The sequence below is a fragment of the Maribacter sp. MMG018 genome, assembly GCF_018100785.1.
In the GTDB taxonomy this organism is placed as follows: domain Bacteria; phylum Bacteroidota; class Bacteroidia; order Flavobacteriales; family Flavobacteriaceae; genus Maribacter.
In genome coordinates, this window is sequence record NZ_JAGJEC010000001.1 from 475,949 (window position 1) to 499,714 (window position 23,766).

Consider the following 23,766-nt stretch of genomic DNA (forward strand, 5'->3'; position numbering starts at 1 on the left):
AATACATAAATAAAGAACAATGTTTCAAAAATTTATAGATCGTCCCGTACTATCTACGGTGATATCGATCATTATAGCCATTCTGGGTATTTTAGGGTTGACCTCATTGCCCGTTGAACAGTATCCTGAAATTGCACCGCCTACGGTACAGGTTTCAGCTACCTATACCGGTGCAAACGCCGAAACGGTGCTTAATAGTGTTGTTACCCCATTGGAGGAGCAGATCAATGGTGTCGAAGGCATGTTGTACATGACTTCTACCGCGAGTAATGACGGATCCGCCAATATAAACGTATTTTTTAAACTGGGTACCGACCCCGATATTGCCGCTGTAAACGTTCAAAACAGGGTGGCCCGCGCCAATAGTGTACTGCCAGAGGCCGTAATAAACACCGGGGTAATTACCCAAAAGGCACAGACCAGCGCCCTAATGTTCTTCTCCCTATTTTCGGAGAACGAAAACTACGACGCCACCTTTGTCGAAAACTACGCCCGAATCAATTTGGTGCCCAAGCTACAACGTATCGAAGGGGTAGGAAACGTTACCGTGTTCGGTGCCAAGGACTACTCGATGCGTATTTGGTTGAACCCGGAAAAAATGGCAGCCTATAAACTGATGCCCTCCGATATTCAAGCGGCATTGCGAGAGCAAAACCTTGAGGCGGCTACAGGTAAAATCGGTGAAAATGCCGATGGTATTTACGAGTACGTACTTAAATACAAGGGCCGTCTTTCCGAAGAGGCCGAATATGAGAACATCATCATCAAGGCACAGGAAAACGGACAATATTTGCGTCTTGGTGATGTGGCCGAAGTAGAGATGGGCGCTTTTAACTACAGTACCCTGAACGAAGGTATGGGAAAACCCGGTACCGCCGTGGGAATCTTTCAGACCTCTGGTTCGAACGCCAACGAGATCATCGACGCCATCCAGGATATTCTTGAAGAAAGCAAAAGTGATTTTCCCAAGGGAATCGATTATGTAATCCCATACAACACCAAAGACTTTCTTGATGCCTCTATCGACCATGTGGTACAGACCCTTATCGAAGCCTTCTTGCTGGTATTTGTTGTCGTGTTCCTGTTCCTACAGGATTTTAGGTCTACCCTAATTCCCGCGATTGCCGTGCCAGTAGCCATTATCGGTACTTTCTTCTTCCTATCGCTATTTGGGTACTCCATCAACATGTTGACCCTTTTTGCAATGATTCTGGCCATTGGTATTGTGGTGGATGATGCCATTGTGGTGGTAGAAGCGGTGCACGCAAAGTTGGAGGAGAGAGCCGATAACGCCAAAACGGCCACCAAGTCGGCCATGTCGGAAATATCGGGTGCCATTATATCCATTACCTTGGTCATGTCAGCGGTATTTATCCCCGTATCCTTTATCAGTGGTTCATCGGGTGTGTTCTACCAACAGTTCGGCATTACCTTGGCCATCGCGATCCTAATTTCTGCGGTAAACGCCCTAACGTTGAGTCCTGCCTTGGCAGCCCTTTTCCTAAAACCGCACAGCCCCTCCGAGGAACATAAGAAAAAGGGATTTTTGAAACGCTTTTTTACCGTGTTCAACACCGGGTTTGACGCCATGACCGATAAATATATCGGTTCCGTAAAATTCTTTTCCAATAAAAAATGGTTGACCGTTTTAACCTTGGTTCTCTTTTCGGCCATCGCTTTAGCCTTATTCAGGTCTACCCCTTCAGGTTTTATACCAAACGAAGATCAAGGTATTATCTTTACCGACATATCATTGGCTCCGGGTACCACCTTGGAAAAAACCCAGAAAACGGTTAAGAAAATAGATTCGATTTACCAATCCATGGATGTTATCAAATCTAGGATGAACATTGCCGGTAGAAGCTTTTTAAATGGCGTAAACGGTGGGTCATACGCCTTTTCTGTACTAAAACTACAGGACTTTGATGATCGTAAAGCCGATTCACTTTCGGTAGGTGCGACCATTCAAACCTTATTTGCTAAGGCATCGACCATCAAAGAGGCCAATATTATTTTTATCGCCCCGCCCAGTGTTCGAGGTTTCGGTAATTCCGCCGGTTTTGAACTTAACCTACAGAGTAAGGATGCCGACGATTGGCTGACCATAGGCCAAACCACGAACGAATTCTTGGCCGCCTTGAACGCAAGGCCAGAGGTACAATACGCCATTACATCGTTCAATCCGAATTTCCCACAATACGAATTGCAGGTCGATATCGAAAAAATAAAATCGGCCGGATTGGCCGTTACCGATATTTTCAACGCCATGCAAGGGTATTACGGTGGGTTGTACACCACCGACTTTAACAAGTTTGGTAAGCAGTACCGCGTAATGATCCAGGCGAAACCTGAAGATAGGGCCGACGAAAATTCGTTGAACCATATTTTTGTGACCAACGGAAACGGCGAATCGGTAGCCGTATCGCAATTCGTTTCCTTAAATAAAATTTATGGTCCCGAAATGGTCAGTAGGTTCAACCTGTTGAGTTCGGTCAAAATCAATGGTGCCATGAACCCCGGTTATTCAACAGGTGATGCCATTAAGGCGATCGAAGAGGTTACCGCCCAAGTATTGCCCAATAATTACACCTATGAATATTCCGGACTTACCAAGGAGGAAAACAGTGCGGGTAGCCAAACCGTACTCATCTTCCTGTTGAGTTTGATATTCGTTTATTTCTTGTTAAGCGCCCAGTACGAATCGTACATATTGCCCTTGTCGATCATACTATCACTGCCTGTTGGTATTGCCGGGGCTATCGGCTTTATTAATCTGGCCGGACTCGAAAACAACATTTATTTTCAAATCGCCTTGATCATGTTGATCGGTCTGCTTTCCAAAAACGCCATTCTTATCGTAGAATTTGCGTTGCAACGTAGAAAGCACGGCATGTCTATCATCGACTCGGCCATCGATGGTGCAAAAGCACGACTTAGACCTATATTAATGACGTCTTTCGCGTTTATACTTGGTCTGTTGCCATTGGCCCTGTCATCAGGTATCGGTGCCGTTGGTAACCGATCAATAGGTATGAGTGCCGTTGGGGGTATGTTGATAGGTACCGTGTTCGGTGTCTTCGTTATACCGGCACTGTACGTTATTTTCCAGTCTATTCAAGAACGGGTGAGCGGTGCTCCCCAAGAACCAATCGCAGAAATAAAGAACTAGAGAAATCATGAAGAAATTAGCTATAAATAAATTCTTGTTGGTGGCCATGCTTCCGCTCTTGTTGGAATCTTGCTTTACGGCAAAAACCTATGAGCGTCCGCAGGTCGAGACCGAAAACCTGTATCGCACCGACCATCTGCCCCAAGACAGTATCTCCTTTGCCTCGGTATCGTATAAAGACCTTTTTACCGATCCCTATCTAAAAGGTTATATCGAAAAAGGATTGGAGAACAACCTGGATATACGTATTGCCCTGCAAAACATTGAAGCGGCGCAGGCCTATGTAAAACAGGGAAAAGCGGGTTACCTGCCCACCATTAACGGTGCGGCAAGTGCTACCAGAACGGCAAGAACCAGTGAAAACGGCCAGTTCGGAAGTATCTTTTCGCAACCCTACAATCAATTTGAGGCTTCGGGAACCCTATCTTGGGAGGCCGATATCTGGGGAAAGATAAGAAGCACCAAACGGGCAAGCGACGCAAGTTACCTGCAGACCGTTGCGGCCCACAAAGCCGTTAAGACCAGCTTGGTGGCCCAAATTGCCTCCACCTACTACCAATTGTTGGCCTTGGACAAGCAAATTGCCGTTACCGAGGAGACCATTGAAAACCGAATGAGGAGCTTGGAGACCATTACCGCCCTAAAAGAGGCGGGACAGGCCAATCAAGTTGGCGTAGACCAAACGGCCGCGCAATTGTACAGCGCACAAAGTCAATTGTTAGACCTTAAAAATACGCTCTTCAAGACCGAAACGACCTTGAGCCTACTTTTGGGCGAGCAACCACAGACCTATACCCGTGGTTCCCTTGACGACCAAGAACTGGCAAGCGATATGCAACTTGGGGTACCGGCGTTATTGTTGCGCAACCGACCCGATATTATGCAGGCCGAATTCGGTTTGGTAAACAGTTTTGAGCTCACCAATGTGGCCCGAAGCAACTTTTACCCTTCCATTACCCTGTCGGCCCAAGGTGGTTTTCAAAGTCTGGAAATCGAAAATTGGATAGACAGTAGTTCTATTTTTGCCAACCTTATCGGCGGCCTAACACAGCCCATCTTAAACGGCCGAAAGGTCAGGACGGCCTACGAAGTGGCCAAGGCCCAGCAAGAGCAGGCCCTCCTTAACTTTAAAAAGACACTGCTTACCGCAGGCAAAGAGGTTTCGGATGCGTTGAACGAATACAACACCGCCGTTGAAAAAGAAGCCTATGTTACCAAACAGGTGGTCGCCTTAAAAAGGGCCGAAAGCAACTCGGAAGAACTATTAAACAGTGGATACTTAACCTATTTAGATCTGTTGACCGCAAGGGAAAACTCCCTGAACGCAGAACTTAACTTGGTCGATAACAAGTTGGCCCAGTTATCTGCAACGGTAGAGTTATATCGTTCCCTAGGTGGTGGATGGCACTAATTTTTATGGATATATGTTCAATAAGGAGCGTTTTTTAGAATTTGCCCTGTCCAAGTTCACAAAATTTGGAAGCAAGCGATTTACCCTGGACGATCTGGCCCATGAACTCGGTATCTCGAAAAAAACGATATACGAGAACTTTAAAGGCAAGGAAGAGATCATTCAAGAAAGCTTGGAGGCCCTTTTGAACAAATTAAGATCCGAAATAAACGAATGTGTAAACAAGGAAAAATCCGACCCTATTCTAACTATAATTTCAATTTATCGAATAGGGTTGGATACCTTTAAATCTTTTAGTCCCAATTTTCTGCGAAGCCTAAAAAAGTACTACCCCAATGTCTATCGCCTTTTCAACGATTTTAGGGAGAACGAGGTTTCCGTCCTTGTCAAAGACCTGCTATCGAGCGCACAAGAGAAAGGCCAGATAAGGCAAGATGTCAACATTGCCCTTACGTATCAACTCTACTTTAATCGGATGGAGCTCATTGTACATGCCGAACAAAAGAATTTTTTTGAAAAATTTACACGTGAAGAGCTTTTGAACCACATCATAATCAATAATTTAAGAGGTATTGCCACCAAAAGTTATCTAGATCAAAACGATGCTTTGTTCTTCTCGTAACGCTACCACGACCTATAAGGTTTTTTGCCCAATTGCGAATTGTAGTACTTTATTTCCCCGGTCACCTCTTGCCCCAGCCACTCGGGCTTTTTAAAGTTTTCGTTTTCTTCCCGTAGCTCCACCTCGGCCACGACTAGGCCCTCATTGTCGCCATAAAATTCATCCACTTCAAAAACATGTTGTCCCACGGGTACATTATAGCGCACCTTCTTGATAACTCCCGGTTCACAAATAAGCATCAGTTGCTCTGCCTCGGCTACCGGAATTTCCTTTTCCCATTCAAATCGAACGGTTCCCGCATCGTTTGATTTTCCCTTTACGGTCAAAAAACCCGAATCCGCCTTGATCCTCACCCTAACGGTTCGCTCCGGGTGGGTGTTCAAAAAACCTTGAACTATTCGTTCTTTAGAAGTGGCCTGCCCTTGATAGGCCGAGGACGTGACCAAAAATTTACGTTCAATCTCTATCACCTGATGCTATTTTATATATTTTGTCCGATTCTATAATCGGTTTTATATACCCTTTAATGGCCACCATTAGCATAGCTTTTGCTATGGTTTCGGGCTTAATGGAACGGTATTTTTTTAAAGGACCGGCCAAGACCAAATTTACACCTTTCATGAGTTGTTTGAACACCCATTCGCCCAAACGTTTTTCTTCGCGTTTGCCCCCGATTAACGAAGGTCTAAAGATATAGGTGTTCTTAATATGTTTACCAAGTACGGCATCTTCCATTTCACCTTTTAGGCGATTGTAGAACACCTTGCTCTTCGCATCTGCCCCCATGGAAGACATTACCAAGAAACTTGAAATTCCGTTTTTGACGGAAAGCTCGGCAGCCGCCACCGGAATACCATAATCGACTTTTCTATAGGCCTCCTTATCGGGTGTCTTCGACTTGGTGGTACCGATGCAACAGAACACCTCATCACCGGTAAAATCGACCTCAAATTGTACCAACTGCATCAAATCGCCCAAATGCTCCTCTATCTTTTGATGGGAGATACCTACGCTTGACCGAGAGAACAATTTTATCTTTTCGTACCGATCGTCCTGCAACAAAAGCCGTAACAAAATACCTCCGGTAAGACCGGTTGCCCCTAATAGTATCGCTGTCTTTTTTTGTGTTTCCATCCAACTAAATATACCTTAATTTTACAGGATGTCCAACGATTTTCCAAGACGAAAGATCATTCATGTAGATATGGATGCCTTCTATGCATCGGTAGAGCAACTGGACCATCCAGAACTGCGCGGAAAGCCCATTGCCGTGGGCGGAAACTCAAAACGTGGTGTGGTGGCCGCCGCCAGTTACGAAGCACGAAAATTTGGGGTCAGGAGCGCCATGAGCAGTGTCATCGCCCAACGGAATTGCCCCGAACTTATTTTCGTAAAACCTCGCTTTGATCGTTACAAGGAAATATCACATCAAATCAGAAACATATTCCACGAATATACCGATCTGGTAGAGCCCCTTTCACTGGACGAGGCCTACCTCGATGTAACGGTCAACAAAAAGGGAAACCCGTCGGCCACCCTGATCGCCAAAGAAATACGCCAAAAGATTTTTGACACCACGGGCCTGAATGCCTCGGCAGGGATCAGTATCAACAAGTTCATCGCCAAAGTGGCCAGCGATGTGAACAAGCCCAACGGACAAAAGACCGTAAACCCCGAAGAGGTGTTACAATTTCTAGAGGACCTGGAAATCAGAAAATTTTATGGCGTGGGAAAGGTCACTGCCGAAAAAATGTACAAACTTGGCATCTTTACCGGTAAAGACCTAAAACAAAAAACGCTTGAATTTCTGGAAGAGAATTTCGGAAAAAGTGGTAGCCACTACTACTATGTGGTCCGGGGCATCCATACCAGTCCCGTAAAACCGCATCGCATTCCCAAATCGGTAGGGGCCGAACGTACCTTTAGCGAAAACCTGAGCAGCGAGATCTTTATGTTGGAACGTTTGGACCATATCGCATCTGAACTGGAACGCCGCCTCAAGAAGTCGAAAATTGCAGGAAAAACGGTGACCCTTAAAATAAAATACAGCGACTTTACCCTGAATACACGAAGCAAGACCCTGCCCTACTATATTGCCGAAAAAGAATTGATCCTCGAAACGGCCAAAGAGCTTTTGTACCAAGAAAAGCTACAAAATTCGGTGCGCTTATTGGGTATTTCACTGGCCAACCTCAACACCGAAAAAGACACAAAAACCCCAAAAAAGGAGAGCGTTTCGGTACAGTTAAAATTCGATTTTTAACTAAAAAAACCGCTGGGATAAAATTATCCCAACGGCTCTGAAAACTTCTATTTTAAATCTATTTCACTATTAATGTATTATCTGTGGCCGTTGGGTTTAGCGGGCAAAAATAAACATACTCACCTTTCTCCAACATGGTAGGATTGGATACTCCCGTCTTTCCTGTCTCCACCTGTTTTTTTACATAGGCCGTTTTAATATGATTTTCAGGATTCGAAATGTCCTCTCCTTTTTTTACCAAAACAAAACCAACATTATGCCCTACATCATTATTCGAAATTTTAAAAATATACGTTCCTTCAGATACTGTTATTTGTTTCTGGGTAAACTCTCCGGGCACTTGTTCGAGTGCAATAAACTCTGTAGAACCTTTCATTGTTTTGTCTTGAGCGTTCGCTGAGAATATCGCTCCGATCGCCAATACCAATACTACTATAATCTTTTTCATAATTCTTGTTTTTAAGTTTGTTCCCCACTGTTGGGGAGCTTGTTGTTAATTATTTGTTTTTATCTATTATACCTCAACTGTTTCCAACGGTTTCGCTTCCGGAAAATCTACTGGCACGTTGGTAGTTTTATGTAGATAATTTGAAATGGTCTTATCGCCCACCAACACAATAGTATCCACCAAATTCTCTTTGGTCCAGCCGGCTTCAAAAAAATCATCTACAACAGTTTGGTCCGTTGCCCCCCTGTTCTCTGTAATATTCTTGGCCAGTTTGGCCAATGCATCCAACTTGGCATCGAAAGAGGCCTGCCCTTTTCTAAGCTCCAATATCTGGTCGTCGGTAAAACCGTTCATTTTTCCTATTGCCGTATGGGCCGCCAAACAATAACTACAATCGTTTACCTGACTTACCGCTAGGTTCACCACTTCTTTTTGTTTTGCGCTAAGCGATGTTTTTGCATTGCTCAATGCCAAATAATTGGCCAATGCATTCTCTGAATGCGCATAGGTAGCATATAGATTTGGAACAAAACCTACTGCTTTTTCAAGATTGTCGAAAATTGCCCGGTTGCTGTTTGATACTTCTTCTCTTTTAGGTACATTAAATGTGCTCATAACTTTCTTTTTATATTAAAATGATACGTATGGTTTTTCTGCATCACAGTAAAAATCGTGATGGTGTTTTTGCTCGCAATGCGCTTTAGCGCTCAAGGTTGTTTTTACCTCTTTTTTAGATTGCCCGAATATTTCAATTAAATTGAAAATGGATTTGATACGTGTCTTCATCTTTCTTTGTTTTTAATTACACTGCAAAGATGCGACCGCAAGAAGGGTATTTGTTAGGAGCTATTGCCCGACTACTTGTACAATTTTCCTTTTATGTACCTAACACTTGTGTTTGCTTGTATTTAGAAGGGGAATAGCCCGTCATTTTTTTGAAGAATTTGCTAAAATGTGCCGGGTCGTTAAAACCTAATTCAAAAGCTATTTCCTGATGCTGTTTGTCCGTAAAGCTGATAAGTCGTTTTGCTTCTAATGCCAAACGTTCCAATATTATCTGTTGTGGGGATTTTTGGTTATAAATAGCAAAAAGGTTGGAGAGGGTCTTAGGACTCTTAAAAAGAAGCTCGGCATATTCGCTCACTTTTCTTTTTGTTTTAAAATGTGTGTCCACAAGAACATTGAATTTCCGCATTATTTCTATCTGCTCGTTATTCAACGATTTTAAAAAGTGCTGTTCTTTAGCCAAACGCGTACAGATAATAATTAAACGTTTCAATAACATTTGCAACATATCTCCCTGTATCTGATCCGATGTATCAAATTCCTCTTTAAATACTTCATATAGTATATTAAACTTGTGCTCCTGTTCTGGTGGAATAGTAATGATCGGTAAATCTTGTGTGCCAAAAAATAGTACGCCGTTACAGGAAACCTCGCTGTCGTGATCATTGATACAGTAAAAAGCCCTATTAAAAAGAAAGCTGACCAAGGGAGCTTTCGTATTTGAGAAACTTACATGTTGCAGATAGGTTGTAGTTACAAGTTGATCTGGTCGTAAAGTAATGGTAAGACCGTCTATACACAAAAATACGGGTACCTTATTCCTGTTCCAAAGAATCTGTATATTGTCAGAATTGATAGAAAAGGTATTATGATACTTTTTAATATCATCGGTAAATCCAAAAAGAGATCCCAATTTGGGATCATGAAATTCGAATTTCATGTTCTTTGTTTCTTTAATTGGCCTAGTTTTATTCTTTTAGTCTCCGTTCTTGTTCATCCTTTACAAGCCAAAAGATATTTTATGGCATATTTTGTTAAACAAAAGAGTTAATCGATATTAAATATTTTAATCGGACTCACCATTTTTATAGCTTTATGTATATAAAGAAGCAGCATACACATGTACGATCTAATTAATTACGATAATGCCTTAGACAGATTTCAAAAGACCTTAAAAATTAATTCCCTACCATTGACCTCTTGGGATTTTTATGGCACCAGCTTCGATAGAGTTTTAAAATCGAACCATGATATCAAATTACTATTAGACCTTGCCGAAAACAATCGCTGGGCCTTTAACACCATTAGTTTTGAAGAAGAACTAATAAATAAAGAGCATACTATCGTTGTAACGGATACCGACCTGCATATCGTGTATGCCTCGCAGAACATATGGGAAATGAACAGATATCATCCGGAAGAAATAATAGGACAAAAACCCAAAATATTTCAAGGGAAAAAGACCTGTAAAAAAACACTTAAGGTAGTATCAAATAGTATTCGAAATCAAAAACCCTTTGAGGTTGTAGTTCTAAATTACAGAAAAGACGGTTCTACATATAACTGTCATATTCATGGACTACCTATATTTAATAAGGCGGGTGAGATAGTTAATTTTATTGCCTTTGAAAAGGAAGTGGCCTGATAGGCCATAAAAAAACCCGCTCAACGATAAGCGGGTCTTTTATATATTATATGGTATTCTTTAAAAATTACAGGTCTCTATTTCGGAAACCCTTAAGGTATTTACCATACCTTTTTCTTTAATTGGCATGGCCGCTAGGCTGACCAACATATCACCTACCTCTAAAAATCCTTTTTTACAAGCAATGGTATTCACATCTTCTATCGTTTGATCTGTAGAAACAAACTTATCATAATAAAATGCTTGTACGCCCCAAAGTAGATTTAATTGGGTAAGTATTCTTTTATTTGAGGTGAACACCAAAATATGTGCACTTGGTCTCCATGCAGAAATTTGAAATGCGGTATACCCACTATTGGTTAAAGTAGAAATAGCCTTCGCCTTTATTTCATTGGCCATTAAGGCTGCATGATAACAAATAGATTTCGTAATATATCTCTTAGTACGCACATGTGGTGGTTCGTGCGGAACCTTAATAAGTTCCGAAGCCTCAACGCTTTCCAAAATACTCGACATTTTCTCTATAACCTGCACAGGGTAGTTACCCACAGAGGTTTCACCAGAAAGCATTACGGCATCAGCACCGTCCATTACCGAATTGGCAACATCGTTCACCTCTGCCCTGGTCGGGGTTAGACTGGTAATCATGGTCTCCATCATTTGGGTGGCAATAATCACCGGTATTCTTGCTTTCTTGGCCCTAAGAACCAATTTTTTCTGAATTAAGGGAACTTCCTGCGCGGGAACCTCGACCCCTAGATCACCCCTTGCTACCATTAACCCATCACAATAGGCAACTATCTTGTCTATGTTCTCTACCGCCTCCGGTTTTTCTATTTTTGCAATGATAGGAATCTTATGCTCTGAATGTTCTTTTATAATATTCTGAAGATCTATAAGATCTTGGCTGAACCTAACGAACGAAAGTGCGATCCAATCTACTTCTAAAGAAATTGCAAATTCAGCATCCTTGATATCTTTGGGGGTAAGTGCCGGTAACGAAATATTGGTATTGGGCAGGTTCACCCCTTTTTTTGATTTTAAAGGCCCTCCTTGAATTACTTTTGCCTTTACTTCGGTTTCCCCATTGGTGGAAATAGCTTCGAACATAAGCTTACCGTCATCCAAAAGTATGCGCTCGCCAGGCTTTACATCTCTTGGAAACTCTTTGTAATTCATATAAACACGCTGGTTGGTACCTTCAAAGGGTTCACCGGTCACAAAAGTTATTTCATCGCCCGGACTCACAACAACCTCGCCGGCCATAACACCAACCCTTAATTTTGGCCCCTGTAAATCAGCCAAAATAGAAGTGTTTATTTCCAATTCTTCATTCAATTCACGAATCATTTTAACCCGCTCTTTTACATCTTCATAATCGGCATGCGAAAAGTTGATTCTAAAGACATCTACTCCTGCCTGCATCATGCTTCTTAGCACATCTTTCTTACTTGTAGCCGGCCCTAAGGTCGCTACGATTTTTGTCTTCTTGTTAGTTGGCATTCTTAAAAAATTAAATTATTCTTCGATTTTAGTTTGTCGGCATCAACTTCATACGCCGCCATTATTCTTGGCATACCCAATAAAAGTTTGATGATCTCTTCGCAATCGATACTTTCATCATCCTCGATCTTCAAAAAGTAATCCACCTCTTTAAGTTCTGGAATAAGACGGGGAGTACTGTAAGTAGATTCGTTCTGGAACAAATCGTTCGTATTGGCCACCAATTCTTTTTTTGTGCTTTGGTTAGCAACTAGCACCCAATAACGATCGTTAAGTTCATCTTGCCATTCATAAAAAGGGAATGAACTGTTCTTCGTCAGTTCAAAGTCCGTTTTGGCCCTTTTTAGGTTTGATTTCAATACATGGTTCAATCTGTATGCGACCGCGTAATCCTCTAAAGTGCTATGCAAAGCAATTAAAAAAAAGGAGTCATCGTAAAAATCATCGTTTATTTTATATACTGATGCCATAAGCACGGAAAAACCGTAAATATAGAACTATTAAAGTATAATGCCTAACAAGGAAATAAGTTTAAGATGTTCTAATTGTTATCAAAAAGTTAGTCTTTTGTTTCAATTATAACTAAACGTTATTTCATTTTATCCTGAAGGGCAAAAAAAGCTCTTTTCGATGCCCTTTCTTCTGCCTTCTTTTTAGAGGTTGCCCTAGCCTTTGCTACCACATTGCCCCCAATGGACAGTTTTACCGCGAAATGTTTTAGGGTATCGTTACCCGTATCTTCATACACATTAAAGTTGAAGGTCTTCTTCTGTTTTTGACACCATTCTATAATCAAACTTTTATAACTGATGACCTTACCTTCTAACTGTTCAATATCTACATAAGGTTCTATAACCCGCTTATTAATGAACTTTTCACAATAAGAATAGCCCCTATCCAAATAAATGGCCCCTACAAGCGCCTCGAAAACATTACCGTGTATATTTTCCCCAAAATGCGTTTTGGGAATTCTGCTCTCAACATATTTTATTAGTTGCAGATCTTTACCTAGCTCGTTCAAATGTTCTCTGCTGACAATTTTAGACCTCATCTTGGTCAAATAACCTTCATCTCCTTCCGGAACTTCGTTGTAGAGATATTTGGATATGATCGTACCCAACATGGAATCTCCCAAAAATTCAAGTCTTTCGTAGTTCATAGGATTTCCCTTATCGTCCTTTTTGTTCATGGACCTATGAAGGAAAGCCTTTTTATAAAACTCGATTTCTTTGGGTTTAAATCCTATGATTCTTTTGACCCCTAAAAAAAAATCCCCATCCTGTTTAGAATGGGAATTGAATATATTCTTAGGAAATGTCATAAATATCTTAATCTATTTTTTTAAAGACAACACAAGCATTATGTCCTCCAAACCCGAAGGTATTGCTCATCGCCACTTTAACATCTCTTTTCTGCGCCTTGTTTAAAGTAAGGTTTAAACTAGGGTCAATATTCTCGTCTACCGTAGCATGGTTTATCGTTGGTGGCACTATGCCGTGTTCCATCGCCAATATCGATGCTATTGCCTCAATGGCACCGGCCGCACCCAATAAGTGTCCGGTCATTGATTTTGTAGAATTTATATTGATATCTTTCGCATGCTCACCAAAAACTTCCGAAATCGCCTTTAACTCCGCAACGTCCCCTAAAGGCGTAGAAGTACCATGTGTATTAATGGCATCGACATCTTCAATACTTAACCCGGCATCGCGCAAACAATTCTCCATCACTTTAACAACACCGATCCCATCTGGGTGTGGGGCCGTCATATGATAGGCATCACTAGAAAGGCCACCACCTGCGACCTCGGCATATATTTTTGCCCCTCTGGCTTTTGCATGTTCGTATTCTTCCAACACCAATGCTCCCGCTCCTTCCCCAAGTACAAACCCGTCTCTGGTAGCATCAAATGGCCTTGATGCCGTTTCGGGACTATCGTTTCTGGTAGAAAGCGCATGCATTGCTCCAAAACCTCCCATACCCGCAATGGTTACGGCTGCCTCACTACCTCCGGTAACGACCACATCGCAATGCCCTAGACGTATATAGTTAAGAGCATCTATCATTGCATTGGCAGATGACGCACAGGCCGAAACCGTTGTATAATTAGGCCCCATAAAACCGTGCTTTATAGAAATGTTTCCTGGTGCAATATCAGCAATCATCTTGGGTATAAAAAAAGGATTGAAACGTGGTGTGCCATCTCCTTGGGCAAAATTCATCACCTCGTTTTGAAATGTTTCCAAACCTCCAATACCTGCTCCCCAAATAACGCCTACCCTGAACTTGTCAACTACATCCAAATCCAATTTGGAGTCTTTTATCGCTTCATCAGAAGAAACCAAGGCATATTGTGCAAACTTATCCAGTTTACGACCTTCCTTACGTTCAAAATAATCTTCTGTTTTGTAATTTTTTAGCTCACAGGCGAATTTTACCTTGAATTTTTCGGTATCATAATAGGTAATAGGTGCAGAACCGCTTTTGCCATTTACCAAACCGTCCCAATACTCCTCAATATTATTACCGATGGGCGTAAGTGCACCCAATCCTGTAACCACAACTCGCTTTAATTGCATTGAACTTATTTTTAGTTTAAATAAAAACCGGATGTAAATTAAAAAAAATTATCCATGCGGAGAATTTACCACATGGATAATTTGAATTCTATTTAAGAAATAATCAAATTACTTTGCTTCTTCTATATAGCTAATGGCCTGGCCAACTGTTGCGATGTTCTCAGCTTGATCATCAGGGATCTGAATATCGAATTCTTTTTCGAACTCCATAATCAATTCAACAGTATCCAATGAATCTGCCCCTAAATCGTTAGTAAAGCTAGCTTCTGATACCACTTCGTTTTCATCAACTCCTAATTTATCAACAATGATAGCTTTAACTCTTGATGCAATGTCTGACATAATAATATTGGTTTTAAAAATTTAAATTGAAGGCAAAAATAAAAAACTTTGGATTAATAACACTAAATGTCGTTAAAATGTACCGTAATTTAATAAAATTAAATACAGGTACCCTTATTTGTACTCAGAAAATTTTAGGTGTAGCCATCGAATTTTGTTTTATTCTTTTACTATGAAACCTTTGGCTATTCTTTAATTTCTATTTTCTTTTGCCTTGTATTTGCGAGGTAAACGGCTTATCTAACTTAAAATCTATTTCTTTTGAACACCAAACGAATTGTGCTTTTTGCATCCGGTTCCGGCTCTAATGTTGAGAACATTGTAAACTATTTTAGCGATAAGACCCATGTTACGGTCACTGCCGTACTTACTAACAAAAGGGATGCCAAAGTATTGGACAGGTGCAACAGGCTTAATATTAGCGGATTGTTTTTCAATAAACACGCGTTTGCCAAAAGCGATTGTGTTCTAAATATTCTTAAGACATTAAATCCCGACTTGATCGTTCTTGCAGGTTTTTTATGGAAAATCCCCAATTCCATTATAGAGGCTTTTCCAGATAAGATCATAAACATACACCCGGCATTGTTACCAAAATACGGCGGCAAGGGCATGTATGGCATGAATGTTCACCAAGCGGTAAAGGTCAATAACGAAACCGAGACCGGCATTACCATCCATATGGTCAACTCCAATTATGACGAGGGCGCCATTATTCACCAAGCAAGAACACCCGTGCTACCGACCGATAGTGCCGAAGACATCGCCAACAAAGTACACCAGTTAGAGTACGAGCATTTTCCGAAAGTGATAGATAAACTTTTATCATAATGGCCAAAAAGCAAAAATTCTATGTGGTGTGGCAGGGCAAAAAACCCGGTATTTATGATACCTGGAAAGATTGTAAAGCTGCCATAACAGGTTTTAAGGGGGCCCAATACAAATCGTTCGAGACTTTTGACATGGCAAAAAAAGCCTACAACGGAAACTATCAGGACTTTAAGGGAAAGAAAAAAGAAACAACAAAACTATCTCCTTCCGAGCTTTTAAAAATTGGCAGACCTAATTATCATTCCATTTCGGTAGATGCCGCCTCTAGCGGAAACCCGGGAGTAATGGAATACCAAGGTGTGGATACCAAAACCGGCAAAAAACTTTTCAAACAGGGCCCTTTTGAACAAGGCACCAATAACATTGGTGAATTTTTGGCCATTGTTCACGGCCTAGCGTATTTAAAAGAAAGAAAAAGCGACCGTATTATTTATACCGACTCACGAACCGCCATGAGTTGGGTAAGAAAGAAAAAATGTAACACCAAGTTGGTGGAGACGGACAAGAACAAAGAGCTATTCAACTTAGTAAGGCGTGCCATTGATTGGTTAAACAAAAACCACTACAACACCCCTATTGTTAAGTGGGAAACCAAAGCTTGGGGAGAAATACCTGCAGATTTCGGCAGAAAGTAACACTTGCCATCTTCAACATGGCTCAACTTGCCTCTACCATATACCTTATATATTAACAAACCCCTGCAGCGGGCACAACTTGTGAAAACTATTTATAAACACCACAAAAACTAATTTTCAATGGGCAATGAAAACCTTATATTTGCAACTTCATTTTTATACACCGTATGGGTAAATTAGTTATAGTTGGTACCGTCGCTTTTGACGCCATTGAGACCCCTTTTGGAAAAACCGATAAAATATTGGGTGGCGCAGCCACGTTTATCGGCCTGGCCGCCTCTCAGTTTCAAGTAGATTCCGCAATCGTATCTGTCGTCGGAGAGGATTTTCCCCAAGAATACTTAGATCTTCTTTCCAATAGAAATATTGACATATCGGCCCTAGAGGTGGTAAAAGGAGGAAAAACCTTTTTTTGGAAAGGAAAATACCATAACGACCTTAATTCTAGGGACACCTTGGCAACAGAACTAAATGTGTTGGCGGACTTTAACCCAGTGGTGCCAAGCGCATACAAAAATGCAGAGGTGGTTATGTTGGGCAATTTGCACCCCAACATTCAAATGAGCGTTATAGACCAAATGGAGAAAAGGCCCAAACTCATTGTTTTGGACACCATGAACTTTTGGATGGACAATACCTTGGAAGAACTAATGGAAGTCATTAAAAGAATAGATGTTCTTACCATTAACGACGAAGAGGCAAGGCAACTTACGGGAGAATATTCTTTGGTAAAGGCCGCCCAGAAAATATTTAAGATGGGCCCTAAATATGTAGTTATAAAGAAAGGGGAACACGGCGCTTTATTGTTCCATGAAGAACAAGTTTTCTTTGCCCCGGCATTACCCTTGGAAGATGTATTCGACCCTACCGGAGCCGGAGATACCTTTGCCGGAGGATTTTCTGGATATTTGGCCGCATCAGATAATATTTCGTTCGACAATTTAAAGAAGGCCGTTATACATGGATCCAACCTGGCATCGTTTTCGGTCGAAAAATTTGGTACAGAACGGATGCTAAACTTAGATCGAGACGATATTAACAGCAGATTACACCAATTTAAAGCACTAACCCAGTTTGAAATTGAATTACAATAACCCCACGCCCCTTTCTTGGGGTTTTTTTAATACCTATAATAATGAGTGACGCTATTAAGCACGAGTGTGGTATCTCCGTTATCCGGTTGCTAAAGCCCCTTGAATACTACAAGAAAAAATACGGATCGGCATTTTATGGAGTAAATAAAATGTACCTAATGATGGAAAAACAGCACAACCGTGGTCAGGATGGTGCCGGTTTTGCCAGTATAAAACTAGATGTAGAGGCCGGACAGCGTTACATAAGCAGGGTACGATCTTGTCAACAACAGCCCATTCAAGATATTTTTGCCCAGATAAACGAACGTATCAATTACGAACTAAAGGAACATCCGGAATACGAAGACGACGTTGCCCTACAAAAAAAGAATATTCCGTATATAGGAGAACTGCTTTTGGGCCATGTGCGCTATGGCACCTTCGGAAAAAACAGCATTGAAAGTGTTCATCCGTTCTTAAGACAGAACAACTGGATGCACCGTAACCTTATTGTTGCCGGTAACTTTAACATGACCAATGTTAATGAGCTGTTCGACAACCTTATTCAACTTGGCCAGCACCCTAAAGAAATGGCCGACACGGTGACCGTTATGGAAAAAATAGGCCACTTTTTAGATGATGCCGTTGCCAAATTATACAAACAGATAAAAAAAGAGGGGTATACAAAACAAGAGGCCTCCCCATTAATTGCAGAAAGATTAAAGGTTGCCAAGATATTAAGAAGGGCCGCCAAGAATTTTGACGGGGGGTATACCATGGCCGGTCTATTAGGTCATGGAGATGCCTTTGTACTTCGTGATCCCGCAGGTATTAGACCCGCCTATTATTATAAGGACGATGAAATTGTAGTGGTTGCTTCAGAAAGACCTGCCATACAAACTGTTTTTAACGTTCCTTTCGACAAAGTACAAGAGCTCGAACCCGGTAATGCCATAATCGTAAAGAAAAACGGAAACACCCAGATCAAGCAGATCCTAGAACCCACAGAACGGAAGGCATGTTCTTTTGAACGTATTTATTTTTCTAGGGGCAGTGACAAAGAAATTTATCAGGAAAGAAAAAAACTCGGCAAACTTGTATTTCCGAAAATACTTGAAGCCATTGACAACGACATAAAAAATACGGTCTTCTCATATATTCCAAATACTGCGGAAACGTCATTTTTTGGAATGGTCAAAGAAGCCCAAAACTATTTGAACAAGAAAAAGGAAGAGCAAATTCTTTCTATAGGCTCTAAGATCACAAGTAAGCAATTACATGAAATCTTGGAGGTTAGACCCAGAATTGAGAAGGTCGCCATCAAAGATGCCAAACTAAGGACATTTATTACCCAAGACGATAGTAGAGACGACCTTGTCGCCCACGTATACGATATCTCTTATGGATCTGTAAAAAAAGGGGACAACCTAGTCATAATAGATGATAGTATTGTAAGAGGTACAACACTTAAGAAAAGTATTTTAAAAATCTTAGACCGTCTGTCTCCAAAAAAGATAATAGTGGTCTCCTCTGCGCCACAAATCAGATATCCGGACTGCTATGGCATAGATATGGCCAAACTAGAAGACTTTATCGCTTTTAAGGCAGCACTTGCCCTGCATAAAGAAAATAATACGATGCATATTGTAGAGGACATCTATAAAAAATGTATTGACCAGGTTAAATCGAAAGACAAAGATGTCATCAATTATGTAAAGGATATTTATAGCCCGTTTTCGCCAGATCAAATCTCTGCCAAAATTGGTGAACTTTTGAGTCCACCGGACATAAAAGCAGAAGTACAAATTTTATATCAGAGCGTACCTAGCCTGCATGAAGCTTGTCCAAAAAATCTTGGCGACTGGTATTTTACAGGGAATTATCCTACCCCAGGTGGAAACAGGGTGGTAAATAGGGCATTCATTAATTTTTATGAAGGTAAGAACGAACGTGCCTACTAATACGCAGAATACCTTTCAACGTATAAATCATGTGCTTCATCGATAAAACAGGTATTTCATCGATGAAACGAACATTAAGGTTCACGGTAAGCATATTTTTAAGCTTGCCATAGCATAAGTAGGTTAAGTTCATGGTAAGATTTGGGGAAAAAAGGTGGAGCTATGCTCCGCCTTTTTTATTTAACACCCTTTTTATAGAAAGCACTTCTTTACCTTATTTGTAAGAGAATAAAACAACTAGGGTATTTCAACCAAGGTTTAAGTCTTTTGGCTAATACCTTTTTCTTGCGGACACACAAGCTATATCTTTGAAGGACCATAGCATAAGTAGGTTAAGTTCATGGTAAGATTTGGGGAAAAAAGGTGGAGCTACGCTCTGCCTTTTTTATTTTAACACCAAAAGTGCCTACATTCAGATAGTTAACTTCTTTAACAGAAATAACCTCATTAGGGAAAAGGAATTTTTTTTAACATTTCTTTTTTTATTTCCCACAATACCAGTATTTTAGTGTCGCCATAGCATAAGTAGGTTAAGTTTATGGTAAGATTTGGGACGAAAAGGGTGGAGATTTCTCCACCCTTTTCTATTTCTTAAAAACAAAAAAACCACCTATAGATTTATCCATAAGTGGTCCTTTCCCTGTAAAAGATCAGGGTTTTACAAAATCTTCGATTATTTGTTCTCTGCGTACAACCTAGAAACTTCTTCCCAGTTAATGATATTAAAGAACGCACTGATATAATCTGGTCTCTTATTTTGGTAATTTAGATAATAGGCATGTTCCCATACATCCAAGCCAAGAATAGGCTGTCCTCCACAACCAACACCTGGCATAATCGGTGTATCTTGGTTCGGAGTAGAACAAATTTCCAGTTTACCTCCTTTGTGAACACATAACCAAGCCCAACCAGAACCAAACCTGGTAGCTGCTGCAGCGCTAAATTTTTCTTTGAACCCTTCAAAAGAACCAAAGGCACTGTTTATTGCATCTGCCAACTCCCCTGTTGGAGCTCCACCTCCGTTTGGTGATAACATGGTCCAGAACAAAGAGTGATTGTAAAAACCACCTCCGTTATTTCTTACCGCACTGTTGTTCATGTCCAATCCGGTCAAAATATCTTCAATAGATTTTCCTTCTAAATCCGTACCCTCGATAGCGGCGTTCAATTTAGTAGTATATCCATTGTGATGTTTTGTGTGATGTATTTCCATAGTCCTTGCATCTATGTGCGGTTCTAAAGCATCATATGCATAGGGCAATTTTGGTAATTCAAAAGCCATAATTTTATTGTTTTTAGATTAATAATAATTCCAACTCAAATTTAGGTATTTTAACATTTATATTAACCCAATAATTTGTTAAGAACTGTTGTATAATCCTTATTTTGCAGGTAAAAACAAGTGCACGAAAGTTCCTTTAAGATATATAATGCTTCTGCTGGATCTGGCAAGACCTATGCCCTTTCCAAAGCCTATCTAAAGATAGTGCTTTCTTCTTCGAACAGTTTTAGACGAATTTTGGCTATTACCTTTACCAACAAGGCAGTAAACGAGATGAAGAGTCGTATTCTTCAAAATCTCTTTCAGTTTAGCCAAGTCACTTCATTGGAAAAAGCCCCTCCGTTGTTCAAAGAACTTATGGCCGATCTGAACCTGACCGATTCCTCTCTTAGGAATTTAAGCAAGCTTCGCTTAAAGGAAATTCTTCACAATTATGCTTTTTTTGACATCTCTACCATAGATAAATTTACCCACCGGGTAATACGCACTTTTGCCCGTGACCTTAAAATTCCTCAAAATTTTGAAGTAGTATTGGATGTGGACCTACTCTTGGACGAAGCGGTATCAAGAGTCATTGCAAGGGCCGGTGAAGACATGGACCTAACCAAAGTTCTGATGGATTTTGCCCTAGAAAAAATTGATGATGACAGAAGTTGGGACATCACCTATGACCTTACCAATATCGGAAAACTATTGTTCGACGAGAACAATGCAAAACACATAAATGGTTTTTCGGACAAAACTATTTCCGATTTTCAGAAATTGCAAAAAAAGGTTCTATCAGAAATTAAGGCGGCCGAGAAAAAAGCCACAACAATCGCCGAAGAGACACTTTCATACATTGCCTCTACAGGCCTGGACGATACCGATTTTCCGAGACAAACATTGCCCAACCATTTTAAAAAAATACGCAACGGCCAATTCTCGCCCTCACAATTGTACAACAATAAGTTAGAAGAAAATTTAATAGCCCAGAAAATTGTCAAAGCCAATGTTTCGCTCCCTTCAGAAGATATAGCCGTCAATTTGTTACATTATTACCAAAACTTAAAAACCCTCATATACACCAGAAGTTTCTTTCAGAACATTTACAGAAACCTGGTTCCGTTGACCTTATTGAATGAAATAGAAAACGAGATAAAAAAAATTCAACAAGAAAAGGACCAGTTATCCATATCTGAGTTCAATGCAATTATATCAAAAGAGATCAAGGATCAACCCGCCCCTTTTATATACGAGCGTCTGGGTGAAAAATACCGCCATTATTTTATAGACGAGTTTCAAGACACCTCTGAAATGCAATGGAAAAATCTGTTACCTCTGATCGGAAATGCTCTGGAAGGTGAAGATGAACAGGGAAACACGGGTTCTTTGTTTATAGTAGGCGATGCCAAACAAGCTATTTACAGATGGCGAGGCGGAAAAGCGGAGCAATTTTTAACCCTAGTCACTAAAAACTCACAACCGTTCTCAATTGCCGCAGACACTCATGTGCTACCCAGAAACTATAGAAGTTTTGATGAAATTGTTCGGTTCAACAATACATTTTTTCAAAACGTAAGTCCGTTATTAGAGAATCCTGTATATAGGGCTTTCTTTGAAGAAGGCAACAAACAAGAGACCAACCAAAAAGAGGGCGGTTATGTAAAGTTGTCTTTTTTAGAGGAAGATGATGATGAAAACTACGCCCTAAAGACACTAGAGGCCATAAATGAATCTCTACAGAATGGTTTTAAATATGAGGACATCTGTATTATTATCCGTAAAAAGAAGCATGCGGCCATTATAGCTGAATATTTGATGCAAAATCAAATTCCCGTTATATCCTCCGAGTCGCTACTGCTTTCTGCGAGTCCTAAAGTTCAGTTTTTACTATCGCTTTCCCAGCATGCCCTGTTCCCTATGGAAGCTGAATACAGTTACCAAATTCTTCATTTTCTATCCAACAGAACAGAAACAGAACATGATTTTATAAATAAGAATTTACATAGTGTCGACAGATTTCTAGAGAACACATTTGATTTCAATGTCAAAAAATTTATACGCAGTTCTGTTCTGGATGCCATGGAATACGCGATAAAAGCTTTTGAATTGGGATCAGGCTCGGATGCCCACTTACTTTCTTTTATGGACCTAATCTTTGAGGTGGAACAAAAAAAGGGAACAGATATACAGTCATTTCTTAATTATTGGGAAAAGAAGGGTGACAGCCTAAGCATAAGTACACCGGACAATGTCTCGGCCGTACAAATAATGACCATACACAAATCTAAGGGGTTAGAATTTCCTGTAGTGATTTTCCCCTATGCCAACTCGAATATCTTCGAAGAAATCGACCCTAAACTATGGATGCCGGTAGACCCGGAAACTTTTTTAGGTTTTGATGAGTTGTTGATAAGCAAAAAGAAAGAAGTAGCCGAATACGGTACTTCAGAAGCTTCTTTGTTCAACGAAGAACACAACAAACTACAATTAGACGCCTTTAACCTATTATATGTTGCGTTGACAAGAGCCGTTCAATCCCTATACATTATCAGCTTTAAACATCTTACAAAAGAGGGTAATTATAAAACGGATTACTACTCGGGCCTTTTTATACATTTTTTAGACAACAAAAAGCTCTGGAGCCCAGAAAAGCTAGAATACGAATTTGGCGCTGTTGCCATAAATAGGTCCATATCAGAAAAACAGACTTCCACTTTTGATATACCTTATATATATACCCACAAAGAAAATGCCGATTTTAGAATACACACCAAAGCCGGTATGCTTTGGGACACTGAAAGGGAAGAGGCTATAAAACAAGGAAACATCATACATTATATATTGGGCGACATTAAGTGCGAAGATGATTTAACCCCTGCCTTGGACAAGGCTGTGCAAAATGGTATTCTTATCAGCAAAGAATATAATATAGTAGCACAAAAACTTTTAAAATTGGTACAACACCCAAACTTAAAAGAGTATTTTTCCATCGATTATAAGGTCTTGAACGAAAAAGATATTTTAATGAAAGATGGAACCATTTTGAGACCCGACCGAGTCAACATCAAAAACAATCTGGTTTCTATAATAGATTACAAAACCGGTCAAAAGAACAATAAATATTACGAACAATTAGAATCTTATGCCAACGCCTTTATGGATATGGGTTATGAAATTCGTGATAAAATCATAGTATATATAAATCAAAATATAACAGTAGAATCAATCTAA

22 protein-coding genes are annotated in these 23,766 nt (G+C 40.4%); 10 read left to right on the forward strand and 12 right to left on the reverse strand.

Annotated elements, in window-relative coordinates:
* Positions 1–19 precede the first annotated feature (19 nt).
* Genes J8L85_RS02115 through J8L85_RS02125 form a run of 3 tightly spaced genes read left to right on the forward strand, consistent with a single transcriptional unit; the run spans position 20 to position 5,202 of the window.
* Complete coding sequence (locus J8L85_RS02115; protein ID WP_211014072.1) at positions 20–3,169, forward strand: efflux RND transporter permease subunit; 3,150 nt, start codon at positions 20–22, stop codon at positions 3,167–3,169.
* A gap of 7 nt (positions 3,170–3,176) precedes the next feature.
* On the forward strand, positions 3,177–4,580 hold the full coding sequence (locus tag J8L85_RS02120) for a TolC family protein (RefSeq protein WP_211014074.1): 1,404 nt from the start codon (positions 3,177–3,179) through the stop codon (positions 4,578–4,580).
* Between the two features lie 13 nt (positions 4,581–4,593).
* A complete protein-coding gene (locus J8L85_RS02125) occupies positions 4,594–5,202 on the forward strand; it encodes a TetR/AcrR family transcriptional regulator (RefSeq protein ID WP_211014076.1) in 609 nt (202 codons plus the stop codon).
* A 2-nt stretch (positions 5,203–5,204) separates the two neighbouring features.
* On the opposite strand, the gene J8L85_RS02130 is transcribed toward J8L85_RS02125, so the two are convergent.
* Together J8L85_RS02130 and J8L85_RS02135 are read right to left on the reverse strand one after the other, a co-directional pair.
* On the reverse strand, positions 5,205–5,672 hold the full coding sequence (locus tag J8L85_RS02130; RefSeq protein WP_211014078.1) for a CYTH domain-containing protein: 468 nt from the start codon (positions 5,670–5,672) through the stop codon (positions 5,205–5,207).
* Positions 5,659–6,336, reverse strand: a complete 678-nt coding sequence (locus tag J8L85_RS02135) for a nucleoside-diphosphate sugar epimerase (RefSeq protein WP_211014080.1) — start codon at positions 6,334–6,336, stop codon at positions 5,659–5,661. Before J8L85_RS02135 ends, J8L85_RS02130 begins: the two co-directional genes overlap by 14 nt.
* Positions 6,337–6,364: 28 nt before the next feature.
* On the opposite strand from J8L85_RS02135, the gene dinB reads away from it, so the two are divergent.
* Positions 6,365–7,465, forward strand: a complete 1,101-nt coding sequence (gene dinB / locus J8L85_RS02140) for a DNA polymerase IV (protein ID WP_211014082.1) — start codon at positions 6,365–6,367, stop codon at positions 7,463–7,465.
* A 58-nt stretch (positions 7,466–7,523) separates the two neighbouring features.
* On the opposite strand, the gene J8L85_RS02145 is transcribed toward dinB, so the two are convergent.
* The 4 genes from J8L85_RS02145 to J8L85_RS02160 form a co-directional block, all read right to left on the reverse strand.
* Positions 7,524–7,913: a plastocyanin/azurin family copper-binding protein gene (locus J8L85_RS02145; RefSeq protein WP_211014084.1), complete on the reverse strand. Its 390-nt coding sequence runs from the start codon at positions 7,911–7,913 to the stop codon at positions 7,524–7,526.
* A 66-nt stretch (positions 7,914–7,979) separates the two neighbouring features.
* The gene (locus J8L85_RS02150; protein ID WP_211014086.1) at positions 7,980–8,528 is read right to left on the reverse strand and encodes a carboxymuconolactone decarboxylase family protein; all 549 of its coding nucleotides are present in this window, start codon (positions 8,526–8,528) and stop codon (positions 7,980–7,982) included.
* A gap of 15 nt (positions 8,529–8,543) precedes the next feature.
* Complete coding sequence (locus J8L85_RS02155) at positions 8,544–8,699, reverse strand: hypothetical protein (protein ID WP_211014088.1); 156 nt, start codon at positions 8,697–8,699, stop codon at positions 8,544–8,546.
* 91 nt (positions 8,700–8,790) lie between these two features.
* Positions 8,791–9,639 carry a helix-turn-helix domain-containing protein gene (locus J8L85_RS02160; protein ID WP_211014090.1) on the reverse strand — a complete coding sequence of 283 codons (849 nt, stop codon included), beginning with the start codon at positions 9,637–9,639 and terminating at the stop codon, positions 8,791–8,793.
* 180 nt (positions 9,640–9,819) lie between these two features.
* Here J8L85_RS02160 and J8L85_RS02165 point away from each other — a divergent pair, with 180 nt between their 5' ends.
* Positions 9,820–10,344 carry a PAS domain-containing protein gene (locus J8L85_RS02165; protein ID WP_211014092.1) on the forward strand — a complete coding sequence of 175 codons (525 nt, stop codon included), beginning with the start codon at positions 9,820–9,822 and terminating at the stop codon, positions 10,342–10,344.
* 60 nt (positions 10,345–10,404) lie between these two features.
* Here the strand turns inward: J8L85_RS02165 and pyk are convergent, their stop codons facing one another.
* The 5 genes from pyk to J8L85_RS02190 all read right to left on the reverse strand — a co-directional run bounded on the left by pyk (position 10,405) and on the right by J8L85_RS02190 (position 14,768).
* Entirely contained in the window at positions 10,405–11,847 is a 1,443-nt protein-coding gene (pyk, locus tag J8L85_RS02170) for a pyruvate kinase (protein WP_211014094.1), read from the reverse strand.
* Positions 11,848–11,849: 2 nt separating this feature from the next.
* Positions 11,850–12,317 (reverse strand): IPExxxVDY family protein, encoded by a 468-nt coding sequence (locus tag J8L85_RS02175; RefSeq protein ID WP_211014096.1) that lies wholly within the window; start codon positions 12,315–12,317, stop codon positions 11,850–11,852.
* 119 nt (positions 12,318–12,436) lie between these two features.
* Complete coding sequence (gene rnc / locus J8L85_RS02180) at positions 12,437–13,168, reverse strand: ribonuclease III (RefSeq protein ID WP_211014099.1); 732 nt, start codon at positions 13,166–13,168, stop codon at positions 12,437–12,439.
* 7 nt (positions 13,169–13,175) lie between these two features.
* Positions 13,176–14,426, reverse strand: a complete 1,251-nt coding sequence (gene fabF, locus J8L85_RS02185) for a beta-ketoacyl-ACP synthase II (RefSeq protein ID WP_211014101.1) — start codon at positions 14,424–14,426, stop codon at positions 13,176–13,178.
* Between the two features lie 108 nt (positions 14,427–14,534).
* On the reverse strand, positions 14,535–14,768 hold the full coding sequence (locus J8L85_RS02190) for an acyl carrier protein (protein ID WP_047247024.1): 234 nt from the start codon (positions 14,766–14,768) through the stop codon (positions 14,535–14,537).
* Positions 14,769–15,029: 261 nt separating this feature from the next.
* On the opposite strand from J8L85_RS02190, the gene J8L85_RS02195 reads away from it, so the two are divergent.
* From J8L85_RS02195 to J8L85_RS02210, 4 genes are all read left to right on the forward strand, one after another.
* A complete protein-coding gene (locus J8L85_RS02195; protein WP_211014103.1) occupies positions 15,030–15,599 on the forward strand; it encodes a phosphoribosylglycinamide formyltransferase in 570 nt (189 codons plus the stop codon).
* On the forward strand, positions 15,599–16,234 hold the full coding sequence (locus J8L85_RS02200) for a ribonuclease H family protein (RefSeq protein WP_211014105.1): 636 nt from the start codon (positions 15,599–15,601) through the stop codon (positions 16,232–16,234). The genes J8L85_RS02195 and J8L85_RS02200 overlap by 1 nt, the downstream gene beginning before the upstream one ends.
* Positions 16,235–16,401: 167 nt before the next feature.
* Positions 16,402–17,328 carry a PfkB family carbohydrate kinase gene (locus J8L85_RS02205; protein WP_211014107.1) on the forward strand — a complete coding sequence of 309 codons (927 nt, stop codon included), beginning with the start codon at positions 16,402–16,404 and terminating at the stop codon, positions 17,326–17,328.
* 41 nt (positions 17,329–17,369) lie between these two features.
* A complete protein-coding gene (locus J8L85_RS02210) occupies positions 17,370–19,268 on the forward strand; it encodes an amidophosphoribosyltransferase (RefSeq protein ID WP_211014109.1) in 1,899 nt (632 codons plus the stop codon).
* 673 nt (positions 19,269–19,941) lie between these two features.
* Here the strand turns inward: J8L85_RS02210 and J8L85_RS02215 are convergent.
* On the reverse strand, positions 19,942–20,550 hold the full coding sequence (locus J8L85_RS02215) for a superoxide dismutase (protein ID WP_211014111.1): 609 nt from the start codon (positions 20,548–20,550) through the stop codon (positions 19,942–19,944).
* A 120-nt stretch (positions 20,551–20,670) separates the two neighbouring features.
* Here J8L85_RS02215 and J8L85_RS18085 point away from each other — a divergent pair, with 120 nt between their 5' ends.
* Positions 20,671–23,766: a UvrD-helicase domain-containing protein gene (locus J8L85_RS18085; protein ID WP_211014113.1), complete on the forward strand. Its 3,096-nt coding sequence runs from the start codon at positions 20,671–20,673 to the stop codon at positions 23,764–23,766.